20 protein-coding genes are annotated in these 22567 nt (G+C 66.2%); 14 read left to right on the top strand and 6 right to left on the bottom strand.

Going from position 1 to position 22567, the window contains the following annotated elements:
• Positions 1-32: 32 nt before the first annotated feature.
• Positions 33-881 carry a bifunctional hydroxymethylpyrimidine kinase/phosphomethylpyrimidine kinase gene (gene thiD, locus MJ602_RS13740; RefSeq protein ID WP_243021372.1) on the bottom strand — a complete coding sequence of 283 codons (849 nt, stop codon included), beginning with the start codon at positions 879-881 and terminating at the stop codon, positions 33-35.
• 231 nt (positions 882-1112) lie between these two features.
• On the opposite strand from thiD, the gene MJ602_RS13735 reads away from it, so the two are divergent.
• From MJ602_RS13735 to MJ602_RS13720, 4 genes are all read left to right on the top strand, one after another.
• The gene (locus MJ602_RS13735; RefSeq protein WP_243021370.1) at positions 1113-2195 is read left to right on the top strand and encodes an FAD-dependent oxidoreductase; all 1083 of its coding nucleotides are present in this window, start codon (positions 1113-1115) and stop codon (positions 2193-2195) included.
• 100 nt (positions 2196-2295) lie between these two features.
• Complete coding sequence (thiS, locus tag MJ602_RS13730) at positions 2296-2493, top strand: sulfur carrier protein ThiS (protein WP_162015918.1); 198 nt, start codon at positions 2296-2298, stop codon at positions 2491-2493.
• A gap of 4 nt (positions 2494-2497) precedes the next feature.
• Entirely contained in the window at positions 2498-3304 is an 807-nt protein-coding gene (locus MJ602_RS13725) for a thiazole synthase (protein WP_162015916.1), read from the top strand.
• Positions 3305-3314: 10 nt separating this feature from the next.
• Positions 3315-4229 (top strand): thiamine phosphate synthase, encoded by a 915-nt coding sequence (locus MJ602_RS13720; RefSeq protein ID WP_243021368.1) that lies wholly within the window; start codon positions 3315-3317, stop codon positions 4227-4229.
• 83 nt (positions 4230-4312) lie between these two features.
• On the opposite strand, the gene MJ602_RS13715 is transcribed toward MJ602_RS13720, so the two are convergent.
• Positions 4313-6478 (bottom strand): hypothetical protein, encoded by a 2166-nt coding sequence (locus MJ602_RS13715; RefSeq protein WP_243021366.1) that lies wholly within the window; start codon positions 6476-6478, stop codon positions 4313-4315.
• Between the two features lie 73 nt (positions 6479-6551).
• Here MJ602_RS13715 and MJ602_RS13710 point away from each other — a divergent pair, with 73 nt between their 5' ends.
• The 5 genes from MJ602_RS13710 to MJ602_RS13690 all read left to right on the top strand — a co-directional run bounded on the left by MJ602_RS13710 (position 6552) and on the right by MJ602_RS13690 (position 12207).
• Complete coding sequence (locus MJ602_RS13710; protein WP_243021364.1) at positions 6552-8075, top strand: 3-hydroxyacyl-CoA dehydrogenase; 1524 nt, start codon at positions 6552-6554, stop codon at positions 8073-8075.
• Between the two features lie 29 nt (positions 8076-8104).
• Positions 8105-8884, top strand: a complete 780-nt coding sequence (locus tag MJ602_RS13705; protein WP_243021362.1) for an oxepin-CoA hydrolase, alternative type — start codon at positions 8105-8107, stop codon at positions 8882-8884.
• A gap of 218 nt (positions 8885-9102) precedes the next feature.
• Positions 9103-9822: a Crp/Fnr family transcriptional regulator gene (locus tag MJ602_RS13700; RefSeq protein ID WP_162015907.1), complete on the top strand. Its 720-nt coding sequence runs from the start codon at positions 9103-9105 to the stop codon at positions 9820-9822.
• Positions 9823-9830: 8 nt separating this feature from the next.
• Positions 9831-10916, top strand: coding sequence for a phosphotransferase (locus MJ602_RS13695; protein WP_243021361.1), 1086 nt, complete (start codon positions 9831-9833; stop codon positions 10914-10916).
• Between the two features lie 34 nt (positions 10917-10950).
• Positions 10951-12207, top strand: coding sequence for an acyl-CoA dehydrogenase family protein (locus tag MJ602_RS13690; RefSeq protein WP_162015903.1), 1257 nt, complete (start codon positions 10951-10953; stop codon positions 12205-12207).
• A 154-nt stretch (positions 12208-12361) separates the two neighbouring features.
• Here MJ602_RS13690 and MJ602_RS13685 read toward each other — a convergent pair whose 3' ends face one another.
• The 3 genes from MJ602_RS13685 to MJ602_RS13675 all read right to left on the bottom strand — a co-directional run bounded on the left by MJ602_RS13685 (position 12362) and on the right by MJ602_RS13675 (position 15448).
• Entirely contained in the window at positions 12362-13078 is a 717-nt protein-coding gene (locus MJ602_RS13685) for a glycosyltransferase family protein (RefSeq protein ID WP_243021360.1), read from the bottom strand.
• Positions 13079-13158: 80 nt separating this feature from the next.
• The gene (locus MJ602_RS13680; protein ID WP_243021359.1) at positions 13159-14088 is read right to left on the bottom strand and encodes an adenylate/guanylate cyclase domain-containing protein; all 930 of its coding nucleotides are present in this window, start codon (positions 14086-14088) and stop codon (positions 13159-13161) included.
• A gap of 82 nt (positions 14089-14170) precedes the next feature.
• A complete protein-coding gene (locus tag MJ602_RS13675; protein ID WP_243021357.1) occupies positions 14171-15448 on the bottom strand; it encodes a TIGR03862 family flavoprotein in 1278 nt (425 codons plus the stop codon).
• Positions 15449-15642: 194 nt separating this feature from the next.
• Here MJ602_RS13675 and trxA point away from each other — a divergent pair, with 194 nt between their 5' ends.
• From trxA to MJ602_RS13650, 5 genes are all read left to right on the top strand, one after another.
• Positions 15643-15975: a thioredoxin TrxA gene (gene trxA / locus MJ602_RS13670; protein WP_243021355.1), complete on the top strand. Its 333-nt coding sequence runs from the start codon at positions 15643-15645 to the stop codon at positions 15973-15975.
• Positions 15976-16219: 244 nt separating this feature from the next.
• The gene (gene rho, locus MJ602_RS13665; protein ID WP_162015896.1) at positions 16220-17482 is read left to right on the top strand and encodes a transcription termination factor Rho; all 1263 of its coding nucleotides are present in this window, start codon (positions 16220-16222) and stop codon (positions 17480-17482) included.
• Between the two features lie 95 nt (positions 17483-17577).
• Positions 17578-17832, top strand: coding sequence for a type B 50S ribosomal protein L31 (locus MJ602_RS13660; RefSeq protein WP_044396829.1), 255 nt, complete (start codon positions 17578-17580; stop codon positions 17830-17832).
• A gap of 261 nt (positions 17833-18093) precedes the next feature.
• Positions 18094-19812, top strand: coding sequence for a hypothetical protein (locus MJ602_RS13655; protein ID WP_243021354.1), 1719 nt, complete (start codon positions 18094-18096; stop codon positions 19810-19812).
• Positions 19796-21184, top strand: a complete 1389-nt coding sequence (locus tag MJ602_RS13650) for an MATE family efflux transporter (protein WP_423246713.1) — start codon at positions 19796-19798, stop codon at positions 21182-21184. The genes MJ602_RS13655 and MJ602_RS13650 overlap by 17 nt, the downstream gene beginning before the upstream one ends.
• Here MJ602_RS13650 and phoR read toward each other — a convergent pair.
• Positions 21144-22469, bottom strand: coding sequence for a phosphate regulon sensor histidine kinase PhoR (gene phoR, locus MJ602_RS13645; RefSeq protein ID WP_243021352.1), 1326 nt, complete (start codon positions 22467-22469; stop codon positions 21144-21146). The two genes, MJ602_RS13650 and phoR, sit on opposite strands and share 41 nt — an antisense overlap.
• Positions 22470-22567 lie beyond the last annotated feature (98 nt).

Genomic DNA, 22567 nt, shown 5'->3' with positions numbered 1-22567 from the left:
GACGGGCGCCAGAGGCCAAAAATGCCCATAATTCAGCGCACCACCTGCGCCACCGGTGCATAGCCGTGGTTCAGCGGCCCATGGCCGTGGCCGGTGCGCACGGCGGCGCCCGACTGGATGGCGCCCAGGATGTAGCTGCGGGCCTGCGCCACGGCGCTGGGCAGGGCATGGCCCAGGGCCAGGTGGGCGGCGATGGCCGACGAGAGCGTGCAGCCCGTGCCGTGGCCGTTGGTCGTGGCGATGCGTGGCGAGCGCAGGTGCGCCAGGCTGCCGTCCGCCAGGGCCAACACGTCCACCACCTCATCGCCCGGCAGGTGCCCGCCCTTGAGCAAGGCGGCGGGCGCGCCCAGCGCGCGCAGGGCCTGGGCGGCGGCGTCCAGGTCGTCGATACCGGCGATGGGGCGGCCCAGCAGCAGCGCAGCTTCGTCGAGGTTGGGGGTGACCACCTGCGCCAGCGGGAACAACTCGCGCACCAGCACGTCCACAGTTTCGGTGGCAATGAGGCGGTCACCGCTGGTGGCCACCATCACGGGGTCGAGCACCACATTCGGCAGTTGGTAGCGGCGGATGGCGTCGGCCACCACCTGCACCACTTCAGGGGAATGCAGCATGCCGATCTTGACGGCATCGACGCCGATGTCCTCGACCACGGCCTCGATCTGGGCGCGCAGGATGTCGGGCGGCACACCATGGATGGCGCGCACGCCCTGGGTGTTTTGCGCGGTGATGGCGGTAATGGCCGTCATGCCGTAGCAGCCCAGGGCGCTGAAGGTCTTGAGGTCGGCCTGGATGCCCGCCCCACCACCGCTGTCGGAGCCTGCAATGGAGAGCGCGCGCACGTAGCGTGGCGCAAGGGCAGAAGAATTCTGGCTGTGTGTCATGGTGAAAAAATTATGCCTGTGCCACATCAAGTCCGGAGCATGCGGCTTGTGCTGTAATCCGTGGCTACGGACGAAACAGGGGTGTCCCGCCACTGCGGTGGCAGCGGACTGAGAAACACCCTGGGGCACCGCGCCCCGTTACCCGATCCAGGTCATGCTGGCGTGGGGAGTTTCAAGTCGCAGGCGCCTGCCCGTTTTGTCCCCCCGGCTTCAACCTTTATCGGACAAACCATGACGCTCGCTCACACCTCCTTCACCATCCTGGGCGCTGGCCTGCTGGGCCGCCTGCTGGCCGTCACCCTGGCGCGCCAGGGCCATGCCGTCAGCCTGTACGACAAGGGCGGCCCGCTGGCCGAGCACTCTGCCGCGCGCGTGGCGGGCGGCATGATTGCACCGCTGGCCGAATCGGCCGTGGCCGAACACGGCGTGGTGCGCATGGGGCGCCACTCGCTCACGCGCTGGCCCGAGCTGATTGCACCGCTGTCGCAGCCGGTGTTTTTTCAGCAGAAAGGCACGCTGCTGGTGTGGCACCGCCAGGACGCCCCGGAAGCCACGCGCATGCGCCAGCAGTTCGATGCCACGCGCGCCCTGGTGACCGAACTGCCCGCCGTGCAATCGCTGGATGCGCAAGGCATGGCCCAGATCGAGCCCGCACTGGCCGCGCGCTTTGCCCAGGGCATGTACCTGCCGGGCGAAGGCCAGCTCGACAACCGCCAACTGCTGGCCGCACAGGCCCACGAGCTGGAGCGCCTGGGCGTGCAACTGCACTGGAACACGCCGCGCGAACTGGCCGACTTTGGCCCGGACCATCCGGGCTGGCTGCTGGACTGCCGAGGCCTGGGCGCACGCGGCGAGTGGCCGCAACTGCGCGGCGTGCGCGGCGAGGTGATCCGCGTGCACGCACCCGAAGTCACGCTGCAGCGCCCCACGCGCCTGCTGCACCCGCGCTACCCGGCCTACATCGCGCCCAAGGAAGGCAACGTGTTTGTCATTGGTGCGACCGAGATCGAGTCCGAAGACCTCTCGAGCGCCAGCGTGCGCTCCACGCTGGAGCTGCTGAGCGCCGCCTACGCCGTGCACCCTGGGTTTGCCGAGGCGCGCATCCTGGAGCTGTCGGTGCAGTGCCGCCCCGCCCTGGCCGACAACCTGCCCGCCGTGCGCCAACTGGCGCCGCGCACGCTGCAGGTCAACGGCATGTACCGCCACGGCTGGATGATTGCCCCGGCACTGCACGACGTGGTGCTGCAGGTGTTGGACGGTGGCGCCTCGCCCCTGGCGCTGCAGTTTGACCTCGCCATGGAACTGTTGAAGTGATCCACCCTCCTGAGTCGCCTTCGATGGCCTGGACCGCGCCAGTTTCATGCATCCCGGTTGGTGCAAGCTCCATGAAAAACTGACATCGCAGCAAACTCCCATGCAGGTACTCATCAACGCCCAGCCCGTCGAACTGCCCGAGGGCGCCACCGTGGCCGATGCGCTGGCCGCACTGCAGGCGCGGCCACCCTACGCCGTGGCCGTGAACACGCAATTCGTCCCCGCCACCGAACACCCGCGCCACCCGCTGCATGCGGGTGACCGGGTAGAAGTCATCTCCCCCGTCACCGGGGGCTAATACCATGCACAACACCTCCTCCACCGACGACGCCCTGGTCCTCTACGGCCAGCGCTTCTCCAGCCGCCTGCTGCTGGGCACGGCGCGCTACCCCTCGCCTGCGGCACTCAAGGCCGCCGTGGAACGCGCCCGCCCGGCCATGGTCACCGCCTCGCTGCGCCGCCAGGGCAGCAACCCGGCCGAAAGCGGCCAGGGCTTCTGGGAGCTGCTGTCCAGCTTGAACGTGCCCGTGCTGCCCAACACCGCCAACTGCCACAGCGTGCAGGAAGCCATCACCACCGCGCACATGGCGCGCGAGGTGTTCAACACGCCGTGGATCAAGCTTGAAGTGATTGGCGACGACTACACGCTGCAACCCGACACGCTCAACCTCGTGGCCGCCGCCGAAACACTGGTGCGCGAAGGCTTCTACGTGCTGCCCTACACCACCTACGACCTGGTGCTTTGCAAGCGCCTGGTGGATGTGGGCTGCCAGGCGGTGATGCCCTGGGCCGCACCCATAGGCACGGGCCGCGGCCCCATGAACCCCTACGCCCTGCAGGTGCTGCGTGAGCGGCTGGACGTGCCGCTGCTGGTGGACGCCGGTCTGGGCCTGCCCTCGCACGCCTGCCAGGTCATGGAGTGGGGCTACGACGGCGTGCTGCTCAACACCGCCGTGGCGCTGGCGCAAGATCCCGTGGCCATGGCCGGCGCCTTTGCCGATGCCGTGCAGGCCGGGCGTGCCGCTCGCCTGGCAGGCGCCATCGAGCCGCAGCAGGCCGCACAGCCCAGCACCCCGCTGATGGGCACGCCGTTCTGGCACCAGGCATGAGCAGCGCCACATGAACAGCCCCGCCCCCATTCCGGCCATGGCACAAGCCATCGTGCAGGCACACGCCGAACGCTTTGCCCCCTGCACGGCCCAGCCCGTGCCCGTCAGCGCCGAGGCCCACCCCGCGTTCCAGGCCGCGTTGCAGGCCTGCAGCGCGCTGGGCTTCATCGCCGCCGACGCGCTGGTGCTGGCCCGCGCCTGGCAGGCGCAGACGCTGCGCACCGGCCAGTTCAATGCCCAACACTGGCCCGACGACGCGCGTGACTTTGGCCTGCAACCTGTGCCGCACCCGCAGGCCTTTGCGCCCTGCCCACGCGCGCTGGGCCTGTACGCCGTGCTGCCCGACGCCGCCTGGGTCGGCCGCATGGCGCGTGCCGGCGTGCCCACGGTGCAACTGCGCTTCAAATCGGACGACCCTGCTGCCATTGCCCACGAAGTGCGCGCCGCCGTGCAGACCGTGCAGGGCACGGGTGCGCTGCTGTTCATCAACGACCACTGGCGCGAGGCCATTGCCGCCGGGGCCTACGGCGTGCACCTGGGCCAGGAAGACCTGGACGCCCTGCCCGCGCCCGCGCTGCAGGAGCTGCGCGCCAGCGGCCTGCGCCTGGGCGTGAGCACGCATGGCTACGCCGAAATGCTGCGTGCCGACGCCGTGGGCCCCAGCTACCTGGCGCTGGGCGCGGTGTTTCCCACCACGCTCAAGCGCATGGCCACGGCGCCGCAGGGCGTGGCACGGTTGGCCGCCTATGCGCGGCTGATGCAGGCGTCTTACCCACTGGTGGCCATTGGCGGCATTGCGCTGGAGCAATTTGGCCCGGTGCGGGCCACAGGCGTGGGCTCGATTGCCGTGGTGCGCGCCCTGGTGGCCGCCCCCGACCCGGAGGCCGCCGCAGCACAGTTGCTGCGCGCCATGGCCAGCGCCTGAAAAATTCAAGCCAAATCAGGCTCTAGCGCTTGATGGATAAGCGCTAGCAGCTATCAAATCGATAGCACACAGACCCTGAACGCTCAGGGTTTTTTGTGCAGATCGGGGTCGTGCCGCGCCTCGAAGCGGTCGTTGTGGGTGCCAAAACCCACCACCTGCCCTTGGCCCGGCGCACCCGAGGGTGCCACCGGCGGCAGATCGCTCTGTGTGATGGGCGGCAGGTCGTTCTCGGGCATGGGCGCGGACTCCGAGAGCACAAAGTCGATCAGCATGTGCGGCTCGACATGGTTGTCGGTCGGCACTGCGGTCAGCGGGTCCTGCTGGGACGGGGGCTCGCGCAGCCAGCCCGAGTCGAAGTCCAGCAAGCTGTCGTCAAAATCGTTCTTGCGTACCACCGCCTGCGCTGCAGCCGCCGGGACTGCCGCAGCCATCTGGGGTGCGGCAAGCTCCACCGCATCCGGCGTGGTGCGCTGGCGCGGTGGCGGGGCACCGCGCGACGCGGGCGAGGTGGTGCGAGCAATGGCGTAGAGCAGCAAGAGGTCGTCATAGGCCTCAAGGTCAAAGCGCTCGTGCGGTGCACTGCCACGGCGGAACAGCAGGCGATCGAGCAGCGGCAACACGGAGTCGTCACTCCACACGGCCTCGATCTGCGCCAGATCCTCGGTGTAGCTCCACAACGCCCGGCCCGCGCGATTGAACGCAGCGAACTCGGGTACGCGGGCATTGAAGTGCTGGTGGAACTGCGCCCGCAACTGGTTGAAGTCTTCCACGCGGCTGAGCGAACGGTACAGGCGCAACAAGTCCAGGTAGGCCGCAGGGGCCGTGGTTTCGTTGGCTGCGATGTATTGCCTCATCACGCCAATGGCCTGGTGGTGCTCGCCCACCGAGACAAAAAACTCTGCCTGCTGCTGCAGGTCGAACAGCTCTTCGGGGTTGATGCGCAGCTGGGGCTCGGGCGTGGCATCGACTGCTGTTGGAGCGTCGGATTCCGCGCCAGCCTGCGCCTGGCCCGCGTCGTCCTGCGCCCGGTATGCCACATCGGCTGGGGCTGCAACACCCGTCAGCTCTGCAAACAAGGACGGCGTGGGGTGAATCTCTTGCGACACCGGCACGGGTGCGGGTCCATGCGTCGCGGGCGCCACCGGGGCAGGCGCTGCGTGGGACAGCGGCGCCGGTGCAGACGGCACAGGCGCAACCTTGGCGGTACTGGCTTCGCGCGCAATGGCCGCCTCCCAATCGCTGCGGGCCTGCTGCGCCAACTGGCGCATGCGCCACAGCATCCAGGCGGCAGCGCCCAGAGCAGCCAGCACCAGAGCGGCCAGCGCATAGACCACACTGGCCGGGAAGCGCTCGCGCAAAGCCTGCTGCAGTTGCACGGCGGTTTCTCGCTCCTGCGCGGCCTGACTGCGCGCTTGGGCCAGCTCCTGGTCCTGAGCCGCGGTGCGCGCGCTCTGCTGGAGGACCTCCTCCGGCGTCATGTTCAGGGCCTTCCACTGCGCCAGGGCCTGGGCCCGCTGCTCGGGGGTGGTCGCCTCTTGGGGCTGCGACAAATCGGTACTCAGGCGCAGCGGCAGGGGCCGCGCTGCGTCATCGGCCAGCCAGTCCTCCAGCGGTTCCATCACCAGGCGCGATGGGGGCTCGGGCGCGGCGGGCAGCGCAGGCTTGGCCGCGCGCGGCGGGGTCTTGCGCGGCGCCTTGGGGGCCACCACGCGGGCCTCTGCCTGCGCGGGGGCGCTGGGCGCAGCCGCGCGCCGAATGGGCTTGGGTGCGGTGGTTGAAGCCATCGCCCCAGGTTCGACCCCCGCCGCAACCGCAGGCACGGAGGCCGCCACGGCAGGCGCGACAGGCTGCGCCAGCACCGTGGTACGGCTGGGTGCAACGTAATCGGGCGGGTCGGCCAGCAGGGTGAAGTTGCGCGTGATCTTGCCCGCGCATCCAGCCGTCAAGGTGATGGTGACCACGGGCTCATCAACGATGGCCGCCGTCTGGATGCGCACCAGCGGCGTGCGACCCGGAACTTCGGGCAAGGGCAGCACACGCACGCGGCTCAGGGGGCGGTCGCCAGTCAGTACCTCGGCAGCAATGCATGAGTCCGCGAGCGCCTTGCCGGGGTCGGGGGTGACCTCCACCGCCACATCCACCGGGCGCCCCAGTACCACGCCGCCACGGGCGGCACCCACGGTGAGCGCCGAAGCGGCACCAGCGGCAGCACCGAGCCACAGGGAAATCAGGACATAGCGGACAATCACGCTTACATTCTTTTGCAAAAGTAGCTGCCGATTCTTGCACAAAATCTATCGACACCGAGATAGTGATAACCGCATGACAAACCACTCATTTTCGACCGTTGGCGTGGTGGGCGCTGGCGCCATGGGCCGGGGTATTGCACAACTGGCCGCTCAGGCGGGTTGCCGGGTTGTGCTGCTGGATGCGCAGCCCGGCGCCGCCGAAGCCGCGCGCAGCACCATTGTTGCATATTGGCAACAATCCCAGGCACGCGATCGCATCAGCGCAGCACAGGCACACACATGGACCACACAACTGCAGGCTGTGGACGGCCTGTCAGCGCTGGCGGGCTGCGACCTGGTGGTCGAAGCCATAGTCGAACGTGCGGACGCCAAACAGGCCCTGTTTGCCGACCTGGAGACCCTGCTGCCTGCCCAGGCGGTACTGGCCACCAACACCTCATCGCTGTCGGTCACCGCGCTGGCCGCCCAGCTGCAGCACCCCGAGCGCTTTGCCGGGCTGCATTTCTTCAACCCTGCGCCGCTGATGAAGGTGGTGGAAATCGTGCCCGGCCTGCGCACCGACATGGCGGTGTGCGAGCGGCTCGATGCGCTGGTGCGTGCCATGGGCCACACACCGGTGCGCGCGCAGGACACGCCGGGCTTCATCGTCAACCACGCGGGCCGGGGGTACACCACCGAGGCCCTGCGCATCGTCGAGGAAGGCGTGGCCGACTGTGCCACGGTGGACCGCATCCTGCGCGAACAGGCCGGCTTCAAGCTCGGGCCTTTCGAGCTGATGGACCTGACCGGGCTGGACGTCTCGCACCCAGTGATGGAGTCGATCTACCACCAGTTCTACGAAGAGCCCCGCTTTCGTCCCAGCGTGACGACAGCGCAGCGCCTGGCCGGTGGCCTGTGGGGGCGCAAGACGGGCGAGGGCTTTTACCGCTACACGGATGGCACAGCCCAGCAGCCCGCCGAGCCCCCCGCGCCGCAGGTGGACAGTGTGCCGCCCGTGTGGGTATCGCCCCGCGCAGCGCGGCGCGCCGAGATCTATCAGTTGCTCAAGAACCTGGGCGCAGACATCGAAACCGGTGCCGCACCGTCCGCTGGCGCCCTCATCCTGGTGGCACCGCTGGGCTTTGACGTGACCACCGTGGCCGTGGTCGAACGCCTGGACCCGGCGCGCACCATCGGCATCGACATGCTCATCGACGAGGCCTCCACCCAGCGCCGGGTGCTGGCCACCAACCCCACCACACGCAGCGACATCCGCGCCGCGGCCCACGCGCTGCTGGCACGCGACGGCAAGCCCGTGAGCGTGGTGCGCGACAGCGGCGGTTTTGTCACGCAGCGCGTGGTGGCCTGCATCGTCAACATCGCCGCCGACATCTGCCAGCGCCGCATCTGCACGCCGCGCGACTTGGAGGCCGCCGTCACCCTGGGCCTGGGCTACCCCCTGGGGCCACTGGCCATGGGCGACCGCTGGGGTCCCACCAATGTGCTGGAAGTTCTGTTCAACCTGCAAACGGTGTACGGTGACCCGCGCTACCGCCCCAGCCCCTGGCTGCGCCGCCGCGGTGCGCTGGGGCTGAGCCTGCAGCACGTGGAAGAATGAAGCACCAACCCCATTGAACCGACCGCCCCATGTCCGCAGAACTCCGCAGCACCGGCCACGGCCAGACCCTGGTCCTGACCCTCTCGAACCCCGGCCTGCGCAATGCGCTGGACCCCGCCATCTATGCCGCAGGCATTGAGGCACTGGGCAGCGCCGAACGCAATGCCGAGGTGCGCAGCGTGGTGCTCACGGGCGAAGGCGGCGTGTTCAGCGCCGGGGGCAACCTGCAACGGCTGCAAACACAGCGCGTACAAGACCTGCCCGCGCAGCAAGCCAGCATCACCGCCCTGCACGACTGGATCGAGGCCATCCGCACCTACCCCAAGCCAGTGATCGCGGCCGTTGAAGGCAGTGCCGCCGGGGCCGGGCTGGCGCTTGTGCTGGCCTGCGACCTCGTCGTGGCCGCACGCAGCGCACGCTTTGCCACGGCCTATGCGCGCGTGGGGCTTTCGCCCGACGGCGGCACAAGCTGGCACCTGGCGCGCGCCCTGCCCCGCGCATTGGCCGCCGAGCTGCTGATGTGCGGCGATCTGGTGGAGGCCGAGCGCCTGCATGCGCTGGGTCTGGTGAACCGCCTGGCCGACACGGGGCAAGCGCTGCAGGCAGCCCTCGATCTGGCCGACACGCTGCATGGCCGCGCACCCAACGCCCTGGCCAGCTGCAAGGAACTGCTGGACGAGGCCGCGCACCAGCCGCTGAGCGCCCAGCTCGACCTGGAACGCGCGCACTTCCTGCGCAACCTGACACACGCCAACGCGGGCGAAGGCATCGCCGCGTTTCTGGACAAGCGCACGCCACACTGGCACTGATGCAGGCTGCGGCGCCTTGCCGCCATTGCTATATTTTTGATAGCTTACAGCGCATGTATCAAGGGCGCTGGAGCCCTATTTTTCTTGAAACATGGCCGTGGCATGCGCCCCGGCATGCACTTGCGCGCCCGCGCAGACACGCAGGTGACAACCCCCATGCGCCGCGCCGGTCCCGCACGCGACAATGAACGCGTTTCCAGTCACCCACAAGACAGACCATGGACGATCCGATTCTTACCATCGACGAACGCGCTGCAATCAATGCAGGCCGCTGGTTCTCAACCCTGTCCCCTTCACTTCGACACGACATCCTGCGATGCGCCTACGTCAAACGCTTCAAGGACGGCGACCTGATCGCCGCACGCGGCGATCCGCCCGAGGAGTGGATCGCCTGCGCCAAGGGTGCGGTGCGGGTGAGCTCGACCTCCATTTCAGGCAAGCAGATCACGCTAACCTATGTGGAGCCGGGCATCTGGTTTGGCGACGTGGCGATCTTCGACGGCGACCGGCGCACGCACGATGCCTATGCCCACGGCGACACCACCATCCTGGGTGTGGCCAAGGCCGATTTCAAAAAGATCCTGGCCCAGCACGTGGAGCTGTACGAAGCCCTGCTGCGCCTGCATGCGCGGCGCATTCGCCAGCTCTACGGCCTGGTGGAAGACCTCAACACCCTGCCCCTGCGGGCACGCCTGGCCAAGCAGTTGCTGCACCTGGTGCGCAGCTATGGCATTCCCAGCCTGGCGCATGGCGACGAGATGCGCATAGGCCTGCAACTGGCACAGGAAGAACTGGCCCAGTTGCTGGGCGCCTCGCGCCAGCGCGTCAACCAGGAGCTCAAGGCCATGGAGCGCGAGGACATCATCCGCATCGAGCCGGGCGGCCTGTTTGTGCGCGACCGTGACGCACTCATGCACATCATCGACACCGATCACTGACCCCATCCATGAGCAATTTCGACCATTTCATCGGCACCCGCGCTGTCTCTGAGCAGCACGCTTTCGACACCGCCGCACTCAGCGCCTGGCTGCAGCAAAACCTGGAGGGCTTCGAGGGCCCCCTGAGCGTCGAGATGTTCAAGGGCGGGCAGTCCAACCCCACCTACAAGCTCATCACCCCGCGCCAGAGCTATGTGATGCGCGCCAAACCCGGCCCGGTGGCCAAGCTGCTGCCCTCGGCCCACGCCATTGAGCGTGAGTTCGCCGTGATGAGCGGACTGCAGGGCACTGATGTCCCCGTGCCGCGCATGTACGCTCTGTGCGAGGACGAGTCCATCATCGGCCGCGCCTTCTACATCATGGAGTGCATGCAGGGCCGCGTGCTGTGGGACCAGTCCCTGCCCGGCATGCAGCCGAGCGAGCGCGCCGCCATCTACGACGAAACCAACCGCGTCATCTCGGCGCTGCACAGCGTCAAGTTTGCGCAGCAGGGCCTGGCCAACTACGGCAAGCCTGGCAACTATTTCGAGCGCCAGATCGGCCGCTGGAGCAAGCAGTACCAGGCCTCCATCACCCAGCCCATCCCCGAGATGGACCAGCTCATGGCCTGGCTGCCCGCCCACATGCCCGCCAGCGCGCGCGACGAAACCCGCGTGTCCATCGTGCATGGCGACTTCCGGCTGGACAACCTGATGTTCCACCCCGCCGAGCCCCGCGTGGTTGCCGTGCTGGACTGGGAGCTGTCCACCCTGGGCCACCCACTGGCCGACTTCAGCTACCACTGCATGGCCTGGCACATTCCGCCCGGGCATTTCCGGGGCATTGGCGGGCTGGACCTGGCGGCACTGGGCATCCCGTCAGAGCAGGAATACATCCGCAAGTACTGTGAACGCACCGGCCTGGCCACCCCCGAAGAGCTGGCCAGCGACTGGAACTTCTATCTGGCCTACAACCTGTTCCGCCTGGCAGCCATCCTGCAAGGCATTGCCAAGCGCGTGGAGGCAGGCACCGCCTCCAGCGCCCAGGCCAAGGCTTCCGGCGACGGCGCACGACCCCTGGCCCAGATGGCCTGGGCCTTTGCCCAGCGCGCGTAAGCAGCATGCTCACCCCCTTTTTCTAGGAGAACCCATGGACTTTGACTATTCCCCCAAAACCAAAGAAATGCGCGAGCGCCTGCTCAAGTTCATGGACGAGCACATCTACCCTGCCGAAAGCCAGTACGCCGCCGAACTGGCTGCCAACACGGCGGCCGGCAAGCGCTGGACACCGCTGCAGACCATCGAGAACCTCAAGCCCAAGGCGCAGGCCGCCGGGCTGTGGAACCTGTTCCTGCCGGTGGACACGGCCGAAGCGTCGGGCTACCACGGTGCCGGACTGACCAACGCCGAATATGCCCCCCTGGCCGAAATCATGGGCCGCGTGCTGTGGTCCAGCGAAGTATTCAACTGCTCGGCGCCTGACACCGGCAATATGGAGACCATTGCCCGCTACGGCTCCGAGCCCATCAAGGCAGCCTGGCTCAAGCCCTTGCTCGAAGGCAAGTTCCGTTCCGCGTTTGCCATGACGGAACCCGACGTGGCGTCGAGTGATGCCACCAACATCGAAACGCGCATCGAGCGCCAGGGCGACGAGTACGTCATCAATGGCCGCAAGTGGTGGACATCGGGCGCGATGGACCCGCGTTGCAAGGTGCTGATCACCATGGGCAAGACCGATCCGGAAGCGCCCAAGCACTCGCAGCAAAGCATGATCGTGGTGCCCGCCGACACCCCCGGCGTCAAGATCGTGCGGCCGCTCAACGTCTTCGGCTACGACGATGCACCGCACGGCCACGCCGAGGTGCTGTTCGAGAACGTGCGCGTACCCGCCTCCAACATCCTGCTGGGCGAAGGGCGCGGCTTCGAGATCGCCCAGGGTCGCCTGGGCCCTGGCCGTATCCACCACTGCATGCGCCTGATCGGCCTGGCCGAGCGCTCGCTGGAACTGATGTGCAAGCGCGCCATCTCGCGCGTCGCCTTCGGCAAGCCGCTGGCCCAGCAGACCGTGACGCAAGAGCGCATTGCCGAGGCGCGCTGCAAGATCGACATGGCGCGCCTGCTCACGCTCAAGGCCGCCTGGATGATGGACGTGGCTGGCAACAAGGTCGCCAAGACCGAAATCGCCATGATCAAGGTGGTGGCGCCCAGCATGGCCTGCCAGGTGATCGACTGGGCCATCCAGGCCCACGGCGGCGGCGGCATGTGCGACGACTTCCCGCTCGCTTTCAACTACGCCCAGGCGCGCACACTGCGCTTTGCCGACGGCCCGGATGAAGTGCACCGCAATGCCATCGCCAAGTGGGAACTGGGCAAGTACATGGCCCCCAAGCCCAAGGCTGCGCACTGAGCGTCATTGGCCTGCACTGGCGCCTGCCTGTATCCCTGCAGCGCAGTACAGGGCGTGACACAGGCCAGGACTCCCGCGCAAGGGTCGCCCCCCCGCGCTGGGAGCGTCTCCCCTCCCGAATCGCTCTGCGATCCGGGAGGGGAGGGTGTGGCAGTCACGTCACTGGCAAGGTAGACGGCCCGTGGTCATCCACCGTAGGCGGCAGCTGGTGCGTAGCCACCACGCACGCGGCCAGGAAAGCGCCCATGGCGTATTCCAGATCAGGCAGGTAGCGCCCGCTGCTTTGCATGCGCAGCGACACGCTGGCGTCGCTCACCATCAGCACCAGCGGCGCCTGGCCCGGTGGCGCCTGCTGCTGGTCGCGCATCAGTTGGGACACCAGGGCCGCATTCACCCAGTGGCGCGCTGTGTCCAGATCTTCTCCCACCACGGCAAAGGCACGCACAAAGGATGCAGGCAACTGCGGCCAGCGCATTTCTTCGTAGATGGACAGCCAGCGCATCTCCTGCGGCAGGCTTTGGTCCACGGTGGTTTGCAGGCTATTTGTGATGGCGCCATACACCCGGCCTTCCAGTTCCTCCTTGAGAGCGCGGCTGATGACCATGACATGCGCGTCGGGGTTGAGCGCCAACTCGGCGCGCACCCGCAGCTCAGTGCCCTGCATATAGTCACGCGAGGGCGCACCGCTTTCAAGCCGCCAGGGGTGTTCCACCACTTGGCCCTGCAGCACAAAGCGGTCGTGCTCGCCATCAAAGGCAAAAGCCCATCGCTGAGCACCGGCCCACTGGGCCAATTGCCCTGGTGTAACGACGCCCAGCTGTGCAGCAGGTTCCGGGCTAAGGCCCAGCGCCTTGCGCAGTTGTTTGAACATGTTGATCCTCCTGCTGCGTTGGGCGGATGCGTCTCAGAATCTCAAGCCCTGAGGCATGACAGCGCGGCCCCCGTCGCCAATCAGCGCTGTAGGCGCATGTTACTGCCAGAGACCACGAAACTGAGCACCGGCGCACCGGCACCAAAGGGCATGCCCAGCGCAATCTTGCCTGAGCCATGCAGCAAGCAGGAATCGCGGCGCAGCGGGACCGCCGTTTCACCCGCTTCAAACAGGACCCAGGTGCCAAAGCTGCTCTGATCCGTCAGGGTGAATGAGCCTTGGTGCCAGTCAATGCGCGCATGCACCCGCGAGACGCGGGGGTCGGGCACGCACAACTGCATGCCATTGGCGCGACCGATTTGCACGGGCACCTCATCCGACGAGAACTCCAGCGTCGCCCCGTTCCAGCTGATGCGAATGCTGCCCAGTTGCGAATCGTTCAAGGGCGCCGCTGCACTCAGGCCCGCCTGCATGGTCAACATGTCGGTGGCATCCACATCGCGCCATTCCGCCAGAAAGACCATCTGCGACTCCGTCTTGCCACGGATGTCGAATTCGCCCAGTTTGCGAAAGCGAATGCCTGGCACCACACCGGCATCCACCGCCGTCACATCGTTGACCCAAACCTCGCTGGGTCCGGCCTTTTCGGACAGGCGCGAGGCCACATTCACCGCGTCGCCATAGGTGTCGCCATCGACCTGCAGCACCTCTCCACTGGCCACACCCAAGCGGATCTCCATGCGCACGGACTCAGGCCAGCGCTGCAGGTGCGACTGGTGGCTGCGCAACATCTCGCCCGCCATGAAGACAGCCTGGTTGGCGCTTTCAAAAACCCCCAGCACCCCATCACCAAGCTTCTTGACCACCCGGCCTTCGTGGGCCTGAATGATTTCCCCAATCCATTGCGTGAGGCGCGAGACCACCGCTGCAGCTCGCTCGTTGCCCAAGGTTTCGTAGAGACTGGTGCTGCCCGTGAGATCGGCAAAGACCACCGTCGAAATGGTGCTCATGGGGTCTTTGCAGCGGAAGCGATGGACATGGAGCCCAGTTTAGTTCAATTGCCTCCAACCCGGTGCGCACCCTGGCGACGCATCATTCCTGTGCCTTGCTTTGTTGCAGCCAACGCACGGCACCCCGCCCTGCCTGCACGCCGGTGGCCATGCAGGCCGTCAACAAATAGCCGCCGGTGGGCGCCTCCCAGTCCAGCATTTCCCCGGCGCAAAACACCCCGGGCATGCCATGCAGCATCAGCTGCTCATCCAGCGCAGCAAAGTCCACCCCACCCGCCGTGCTGATGGCCTCGTCCAGCGGGCGTGGCGCCACCACGGTCAAGGGCAAGGCCTTGATGGACCGCGCCAGCATGTGGACATCATGCATCTGCTCCTTGGTCAGCAGCTCATACAGCAAAGCGAGCTTGATGCCCTCCAGCCCCAGGCGGCTCTTGAGGTGGCTGGACAATGAACGCGAGCCCCGCGGGTGGGCCACCGCTGCGGCCACGCGCGCTGCTGTCCAGTCGGGCAGCAGGTCCAGCATGAACGTGGCACGGCCTGTGGCCTCGATGTCATCGCGCAGCAGCGCAGACACGGCATAGATCAGGCTGCCCTCAACGCCCGAGCCGGTGGCCACAAACTCCCCTTTGCGCGCAAACCGGCGGCCCTGGTGATCCACAAAATTCAGCGCCACCGACTTGAACGGCTGGCCGGCATACGCCTGCACGAAGTGGGGCGACCAGCCCGACGCTTGCGCAGGCGCCGCTGGGCTCTGCACATCAAAACCACAATTGGCCGGACGCAGCGGCCGCACCTGAATCTGCCGCTGCTGCAAAGGTACCGACCATGCACCGTCTGACCCCAGACGCGACCAACTCGCCCCCCCCAGGGCCAGCACCACGGCACGCGAACTGAGCGCCACGTCGCCCTGGGGTGAAGCAAAGCACCAGCGGCCCTGCCCATCCCAACCCTGCCAGCGGTGGCGCATGTGAAAGTGCACCCCCAACCCGCGCAGCCGGTGCAGCCACGCGCGCAGCAGGGGCGCGGCCTTCATGTCCACCGGAAACACGCGGCCTGAGGTGCCGACAAAAGTCTCGATACCCAAGCCCTGCGCCCAGGCCCGCACCTGATCCGGTCCAAAGGCCTGCAGCAAGGGAGCCAGCTGCGGCTCACGTTCGCCGTAGCGCTGCATGAAACGATCCAGGGGCTCGGAATGGGTCAGGTTCATGCCCCCCTTGCCCGCAAGCAGGAACTTGCGCCCCACCGAGGGCATGGCATCAAACAGGTGCACGCTCCATCCCGCCAGGGCCAGCTCCTGAGCGGCCATCAAGCCGGCAGGGCCTGCGCCCACCACGGCCACATCGGTTGTCATTTCATGCATTGCGCTTCTCATTCCTGGACGCCGGGGAGGCCGCTATTGTCGCCCGCGCCCGGAACCCCGGCGCAGATCGTTTTGCGCTATGGCAGTGATAGCGGCAGACCAGCCACTGTCCCCTTGGGGACATAGGGGTTTCTGTCACAATGGAACCATTCAAAGCACCCCGATCCGCACACATTTTTCGAGAAGGAAAGCGCATGGCAAGCGAACTCATCAAGCACGTCTCCGACGCCAGTTTCGAAGGCGATGTCCTGAAATCGTCCACCCCGGTTCTGGTGGACTACTGGGCCGAATGGTGCGGCCCCTGCAAGATGATCGCCCCCATTCTTGATGAAGTGGCCGGCAGCTACCAGGGAAAGCTCACCATCGCCAAGATGAATGTCGATGAAAACCGCGAAGTGCCTGCACGCTTTGGCATCCGTGGCATCCCGACGCTCATGCTGTTCAAGGACGGCCAGCTTGCCGCCACCAAGGTCGGCGCCATGAGCAAGGCCCAGCTCACCGCCTTCATCGACCAGCAACTGGCCTGATCTCCCGGATCCCTTGCGCGCATTGAGTGCGTGCGTGCAAGGGACTCCTCACCCCGCTTTCACCTGCTTTCGGCAGCCATCCAGGATGCGGGCACTTTTCCTGTCATAATCGCTGCTGTTCACCAGCACGCAGGCACACGCTGCTGGTTCGAGACCCAAAGGCATGCCAGCCTGCCCACCGCAGGCGCACCGGCAAGTCCCACCCCCCCAGAGACTTTCTTCACTCCTTCCCCGGAGTCCATTCATGCATCTCAACGAACTCAAGGCACTGCATGTGTCTGAAGTCCTCAAGCAGGCCGAGGAACTCGACATCGAAAACACCGGTCGCATGCGCAAGCAGGAGCTGATGTTTGCGATCATCAAGAAGCGCGCCAAGGCGGGCGAGCAGGTGTTTGCCGACGGCGTGCTGGAGATCCTGCCGGACGGCTTCGGTTTCCTGCGCAGCCCCGACACGAGCTACACGGCCAGCACGGACGACATCTACATCAGCCCCAGCCAGGTGCGTCGCTTCAATCTGCACACCGGCGACATGATCGAGGGCGAGGTGCGCACACCCAAGGACGGCGAGCGCTACTTTGCCCTGACCAAGCTCGACAAGGTCAACGGTGGCCCGCCCGAGCAGAACAAGCACAAGGTGATGTTCGAAAACCTCACGCCGCTGTTCCCCAAGGAACACATGCGGCTGGAGCGCGACATCAAGAGCGAAGAGAACATCACCGGCCGCATCATCGACATCATTGCCCCCATCGGGCGCGGCCAGCGTGCGCTGATCGTCGCTCCGCCCAAGAGCGGCAAGACGGTGATGATGCAACACATCGCCCACGCGATCACGGCCAACAACCCCGACGTGCACCTGATGGTGCTGCTGGTGGACGAGCGCCCCGAGGAAGTGACCGAGATGCAACGCTCGGTCAAGGGCGAAATCATTGCATCGACCTTCGACGAGCCCGCCGCACGCCACGTACACGTGGCAGAGATGGTGATCGAGCGCGCGAAGCGCCTGGTCGAGCTGAAGAAGGACGTGGTGATCCTGCTGGACTCCATCACCCGCCTGGCCCGCGCCTACAACAACGTCGTGCCCAGCTCGGGCAAGGTGCTGTCGGGCGGTGTGGACTCGAACGCACTGCAGCGTCCCAAGCGCTTCTTCGGCGCGGCGCGCAAGGTCGAGGAAGGCGGCTCGCTGACCATCATTGCCACAGCACTGGTCGATACCGGCAGCCGCATGGACGAAGTGATCTTTGAAGAGTTCAAGGGCACCGGCAACTGCGAAATCCACCTGAACCGCCGCCTCTACGAAAAGCGCGTGTTCCCGGCCATCGAGCTCAACAAGAGCGGCACGCGCCGCGAAGAGCTGCTGCTGCCCCCGGAAATCCTGCAGAAGACCCGCATCCTGCGCCAGTTCATGTACAACATGGACGAGATTGAGTCCATGGAACTCATGATCAAGAAGATGCGGGAAACCAAGACCAACGTGGAATTCTTCGAGGCCATGCGCCGCGGCGGCTGATGCTGCTGCGCGTGTTTATGCGATAATCAAAGGCTTGATGCGGAAAGTACACCAGATGGGCTGGTGCGGCTCCCGTTTGACATGAGAGAGAAATCATGAAAGAAGGCATTCACCCCAACTACCGCGAAGTGCTCTTCGTGGACCTGTCCAACGGTTTCAAGTTCGTGACGCGTTCCTGCGTGAACACCAAGGAAACCGAGACCTTCGAGGGCAAGGAATACCCCCTGTTCAAGCTGGATACTTCCAGCGAGTCGCACCCCTTCTACACCGGCACCCAGAAGTCGGTGGACAACATGGGCGGCCGCGTGGAGCGTTTCCGCAACCGCTTCGGCAAGACGGCTGCCAAGTAATCTCGCTTCCTGCGCCGTTTTCGCCCCAAGGCAGCCCGGGAGACCGTGCTGCCTTTTTCATTCCTAGTGTCCTGAGTTGGAGATTCGTTGAAGATATAAAAATGTCGAAATCGTTGCCAGGCAAGGCGCAAACCACAGCGATAGCCGTAGCTATCGCGCGGATTTGCAACGCAGCATGGCGGCGATTCTCGGCCTTTTTATGAAACGAATTTCCAACTCAGGACACTAGTATCCTGCGACGAACCCTCAGCGAGCCGCCGCGTGAACCAACCCAGTCCCGCCATCGTTCCTCAAAGCGCCGTGCGGCGGCTGCCCCGTTGGGCCTTGTTCCTGCTGTGCGCTGCCTACATCCTGCCCGGCTTTGTAGGGCGCAATCCCTGGCGCGGCGCCGACATGGCGGCACTGGGCTACATGCAGGAACTGGCCGGTGGCCACACCCCCTGGATGGCCCCACTGCTGGGCGGTTTGGCGCCTGAGACGGACGGCCTGCTGCCCTATTGGCTGGGTGCCTGGGCCATCCAACTGACCACTCCCTGGGCTGCACCGGAACTCGCAGCGCGCATCCCCTTCGTCTTGCTGGTGGCGCTGACCCTGCTGGCCACCTGGTACGGCATCTACGCGCTGGCGCGCAGTCCGGGCGCGCAGCCCGTGGCCTTTGCCTTTGGCGGCGAGGCCCAGCCGGCAGACTACGCCCGTGCCATGGCCGACGGCGGGCTGCTGGCCTTGCTGGCCTGCCTGGGCTTGGCACAGCCCACACACGAAACCACGTCCTACCTCGTGCAACTGTGCTGCACGACACTGGTGTTTTATGGCCTGGCCACTGGGCCACAGTCCAAGACGCTGGCAGCCACGGCACTGGCCGCAGGCATGGTGGGGCTGGTGCTGAGCGGTGCACCCACACTGGCCTTGCTCTATGCCCTGGGCGCCGCAGCCCTGTACCTGAGCGATACCCATGCCGAGCCGTCGGAGAGAAGACATGCCGTGCAATGGAGTGTTCTGGCCCTTGCTTCGGCGCTGATTGCCGCCGCACTGACCTGGTGGCTGGACGCCTGGCGCTGGAAGTTGGCCTGGCCGCAGGAGTTGGGCAAGGACTGGCTGGACCTGGCTCGCCTGCTGGTCTGGTTTGCCTGGCCCGCATGGCCGCTGGCACTGTGGACGCTGTGGCGCTGGCGCAGGCAGATCCTGCATCGCCGCCCGCACCTGCACCTGCTGCTGCCACTGTGGTTTGTGCTGGTTACGCTGGGCTGCGCCGTGGGTACCCTGCCCTCGGACCGTGCCCTGCTGCTGAGCCTGCCGGCCCTGGCGGCACTGGCAGCCTTTGCCCTGCCCACACTGCGGCGCAGCATGTCGGCCTTGATCGACTGGTTCACCCTGCTGTTCTTCAGCGCCTCGGTCATTGCGATCTGGGTAATCTGGGTGTCCACGCAGACAGGCGTCCCTGCCAAACCTGCCGCCAACGTCGCCAAACTGGCACGGGGCTTTGAGCCACAGTTTTCGGCGATTGCCTTTGCGGTGGCCCTGGCTGCCACCCTGGCCTGGTGCGCCCTGGTGTGGTGGCGTGCCGGCCGCCACCGCAGTGCCATCTGGAAAAGCCTGGTACTGCCCGCTGCAGGTACCACCCTGTGCTGGTTGTTGCTGACAACGCTGTGGCTGCCCATGCTCGACTACGTGCGCAGTGACGTGCCCCAGATGCGCACACTGGCACGGCTCGCAGGCCAGCCCACCTGCATGCACATGTATGGGCTGGACCGCACCCAGATGGCCGCACTGCAGTTCCATGGACAGTTGCGACTGGTGCCGCTGGACGATACCCCCCGCTGCGATTGGCTGGTACATGCGCCGTATGCCAGCAGTGCCAACGCGCGCAAACCCATGCCCTTGCCTGATCTGACGGGTTGGACCCTGCTACACCGTGTGGACCGACCGCGCGAACGCGGCGATGTGCTGGAGCTCTACCGCCGCCATGTCCCACAAGACTGAGTCGAGCCTGTCAGACCGCTCCTTGATCGCGCGCCACGCGGGCACGGTGCTCGTCGGCCAACTGGCGGTCATGGCCTTTGGTGTGACGGACACCATCGTCGCAGGCCGCCATGCACAAGAGTCGCTGGCTGCGCTGGCCATCGGCTCGGCCCTCTACATCAGCGTGTACGTTCCCCTGCTGGGCATGCTGAGCGCGCTGCTGCCCATCTGGGCGGAACTGCGCGGCGCGCGCAAGCCGCAGGCCATTGGCGGCTCGCTGCGCCAGTCGCTGTACCTCTGCGCCCTGGCCTGCGTGCCCGGCATGGCCGTGCTGTTGCACCCGGACCCGGTATTGGCCTGGACCCAGGTGCCCGAGGCCCTTCGCCCCAGTGTGGAGCAGTACCTGGCCGTGCTGGCCCTGGCGCTGCCTCCCGCCCTGCTGTTCCGCGTGTTCAGCACGCTCAACCAGGCCCTGGGGCACCCGCAGTGGGTCACCTGGCTGCAGGTGGTTTCACTGCTGGTCAAGATTCCGCTGTCCATCTGGTGGACGTTTGGCGGTGCGGGCATGCCCGCGATGGGGGTCGTCGGCTGCGGCTGGGCCACCCTGGTGGTGAACTGCGGCATGCTGGCCGTGGCCCTGTGGCTGCTGCGCACGCAAGCGATGTACGCCCCTTTGCAGGTGTGGCAGCGCATGGAACCACCCAACCGTGCGCAACTGGCCGCCTTTGCACGGCTGGGGATTCCTTCGGCGCTGGCCGTCACCGTGGAAGTGACCTCGTTCACGCTGATGGCCTTGTTCATTGCGCGCCAGGGCACGCTGGCCTCGGCCGCACACCAGATTGCCGCCAACATGGCCGCCGTGTTGTACATGGTGCCGCTTTCGCTGGCCATTGCCACCAGTGCCCGCGTGAGCTACTGGCGCGGTGCAGGACAAGCGGCCCATGCACAACAGGCTGTTTATATAGGTTTTAGGCTTCTAGCGCTTATCTGTATTGCGCTAGCAGCTATTGTTTTTATAGCAAATCACTGGATTGCATCGGTCTATTCCAACGATGCCCAAGTGGTGATGGCTGCCGCGGGCCTGCTGGGCTGGGTAGCGCTGTACCACCTGGCAGATGCGGTGCAGACCCTGTGCATCTTTTTGCTGCGCTGCTTTCGCATCACGCTGGCACCTCTGGTGGTGTATGGCGTGATGCTGTGGGGCGTGGGCCTGGGTGGCGGCTACCTGTGGGCTTACCATGGGTTTGGGCCCGTTGCCTCACTGGCGTCCCCCGTCCCCTTCTGGGCCGCCAGCGCCGCCGCTTTGGTGGTCACCGCAGTGGTCTTCGCAGCCATGCTGCGCCGGGCGTTGCTCAGCTCGAGCGCAAGCGTGCCGGAGGAAGGTGCACGCTGAAGGTGGAGCCCTTGCCCAGGGTGCTGCGGATGTCCAGGCTCGCGCCGTGGCGCTGCAGCACATGCTTGACGATGGCCAGGCCCAGGCCGGTGCCTCCCGTTTCACGTGAGCGGCTGCGATCCACGCGGTAGAAGCGCTCGGTCAGTCGGGGAATGTGTTCGGGGGCAATGCCCGGGCCCGTGTCCTGCACAGAGAACACAGCGCCACCATCGGCGGCTCGCTCCCAACGCACCACAATGCGCCCGCCGCCTGGGGTGTAACGCACCGCGTTGCTGATGAGGTTGGACAAAGCGCTTTGCAGTTCGGCTGGACTGCCTGCGATGTCCTGCCACTGGGCGGCACCGGTATCAAACTCCAGCACATGGCCCTGGGCCTGGTTCTGCGTGAGCAGGGCCGACAGCGCCCTGCTCTCCTCCTCGCAGCGCTGCAACAGGCTGGAAACCGGCGTCCACTCCGCCATGCCCGGCAAAGGGCTGCCCTCCAGGCGCGACAGCGTCAGCAAATCCTGCACCACGCTTTGCATGCGCGCCGCCTGCTGCGCCATCATGGCAAGGTAGCGCGCGCGGTCGGGGGCTTCGAGGTCCAGCGTCTGCAAGGTCTCGACAAACCCGGTCAGCACGGTCAGTGGGGTGCGGATTTCGTGCGACACGTTGGCGACGAAGTCGCGCCGCATGGCCTCGGCCTGCTCCAGCGCCGTGACATCGCGCGACAGCAGCAAGGCACGGCCCTCGCCATAGGTGTGCACATGCACGGAGACGCGCACCGGCCGCGAAGGCGTGCTGCTGCGCCCTTCCAGCACCACGTCACGGGCATAGTCATGCTCGGCCAGGTAAGCATTGAACTCCGGATCGCGCACCAGGTTACGGATGGATTGCAGGGCATCGCGCTGCGGATCAAAGCCGAAATGCTCCGCCGCCGTGTCGTTGCACCATTCGATGCGCCCTTCCTCATCCAGCAGCACCACCCCATTGGGTGAAGCCTGCAAGGCGCCCAGTATGTCCTGCAGGCGCTTGTCGCTCTCCCGCACCAGATCCTGCTGCTGGCGCACCAGACGGCGCACACGTTCCACGGCCTCGCCCCACAGTCCGTAGAGCTCGAGACCTCGCTGCACATCCCCCTGGCGCAGCCAGCGCAACATGCGCCCGCCACGCCACATGTCCAGCACAAACCACACCCAGGCGGCCACAGCGGCGCCCAGCGCAGCGCCCCAGGCAGAACCCTGCCACCAGCCGATGGCGCCCCCCAGCAATTGCCAGAAGAGAAAGATCAGAAAACGCAGAACCATGCGCGCAGCACCTTAGAAACTGCGCCAGATGGCGCAGCCGTTCGTTGTCCATTGACGTGGCGTCGTGAGTCCGGGGCATGCCCGCGCCGAGCGCCATC

The organism is Simplicispira sedimenti (assembly GCF_022760965.1).
In the GTDB taxonomy this organism is placed as follows: Bacteria; Pseudomonadota; Gammaproteobacteria; order Burkholderiales; family Burkholderiaceae_C; genus Simplicispira; species Simplicispira sedimenti.
Note: the sequence above shows the minus strand (reverse complement) of the source record. Positions and strands in the feature narration are given on the sequence as shown.

Excerpts from the sequence above, each read along its gene's own strand:
- MJ602_RS13725 (WP_162015916.1), top strand. The coding sequence starts at position 2,498 with ATGCACAACACCTCCTCCACCGACGACGCCCTGGTCCTCTACGGCCAG.
- MJ602_RS13660 (WP_044396829.1), top strand. The coding sequence starts at position 17,578 with ATGAAAGAAGGCATTCACCCCAACTACCGCGAAGTGCTCTTCGTGGAC.
- MJ602_RS13710 (WP_243021364.1), top strand. The coding sequence starts at position 6,552 with ATGACAAACCACTCATTTTCGACCGTTGGCGTGGTGGGCGCTGGCGCC.
- MJ602_RS13675 (WP_243021357.1), bottom strand. The coding sequence starts at position 15,448 with ATGCATGAAATGACAACCGATGTGGCCGTGGTGGGCGCAGGCCCTGCC.
- trxA (WP_243021355.1), top strand. The coding sequence starts at position 15,643 with ATGGCAAGCGAACTCATCAAGCACGTCTCCGACGCCAGTTTCGAAGGC.
- rho (WP_162015896.1), top strand. The coding sequence starts at position 16,220 with ATGCATCTCAACGAACTCAAGGCACTGCATGTGTCTGAAGTCCTCAAG.
- MJ602_RS13650 (WP_423246713.1), top strand. The coding sequence starts at position 19,796 with ATGTCCCACAAGACTGAGTCGAGCCTGTCAGACCGCTCCTTGATCGCG.
- MJ602_RS13700 (WP_162015907.1), top strand. The coding sequence starts at position 9,103 with ATGGACGATCCGATTCTTACCATCGACGAACGCGCTGCAATCAATGCA.
- MJ602_RS13690 (WP_162015903.1), top strand. The coding sequence starts at position 10,951 with ATGGACTTTGACTATTCCCCCAAAACCAAAGAAATGCGCGAGCGCCTG.
- phoR (WP_243021352.1), bottom strand. The coding sequence starts at position 22,469 with ATGGTTCTGCGTTTTCTGATCTTTCTCTTCTGGCAATTGCTGGGGGGC.
- MJ602_RS13680 (WP_243021359.1), bottom strand. The coding sequence starts at position 14,088 with ATGAGCACCATTTCGACGGTGGTCTTTGCCGATCTCACGGGCAGCACC.
- thiS (WP_162015918.1), top strand. The coding sequence starts at position 2,296 with ATGCAGGTACTCATCAACGCCCAGCCCGTCGAACTGCCCGAGGGCGCC.
- thiD (WP_243021372.1), bottom strand. The coding sequence starts at position 881 with ATGACACACAGCCAGAATTCTTCTGCCCTTGCGCCACGCTACGTGCGC.
- MJ602_RS13685 (WP_243021360.1), bottom strand. The coding sequence starts at position 13,078 with ATGTTCAAACAACTGCGCAAGGCGCTGGGCCTTAGCCCGGAACCTGCT.
- MJ602_RS13705 (WP_243021362.1), top strand. The coding sequence starts at position 8,105 with ATGTCCGCAGAACTCCGCAGCACCGGCCACGGCCAGACCCTGGTCCTG.
- MJ602_RS13735 (WP_243021370.1), top strand. The coding sequence starts at position 1,113 with ATGACGCTCGCTCACACCTCCTTCACCATCCTGGGCGCTGGCCTGCTG.
- MJ602_RS13695 (WP_243021361.1), top strand. The coding sequence starts at position 9,831 with ATGAGCAATTTCGACCATTTCATCGGCACCCGCGCTGTCTCTGAGCAG.
- MJ602_RS13720 (WP_243021368.1), top strand. The coding sequence starts at position 3,315 with ATGAACAGCCCCGCCCCCATTCCGGCCATGGCACAAGCCATCGTGCAG.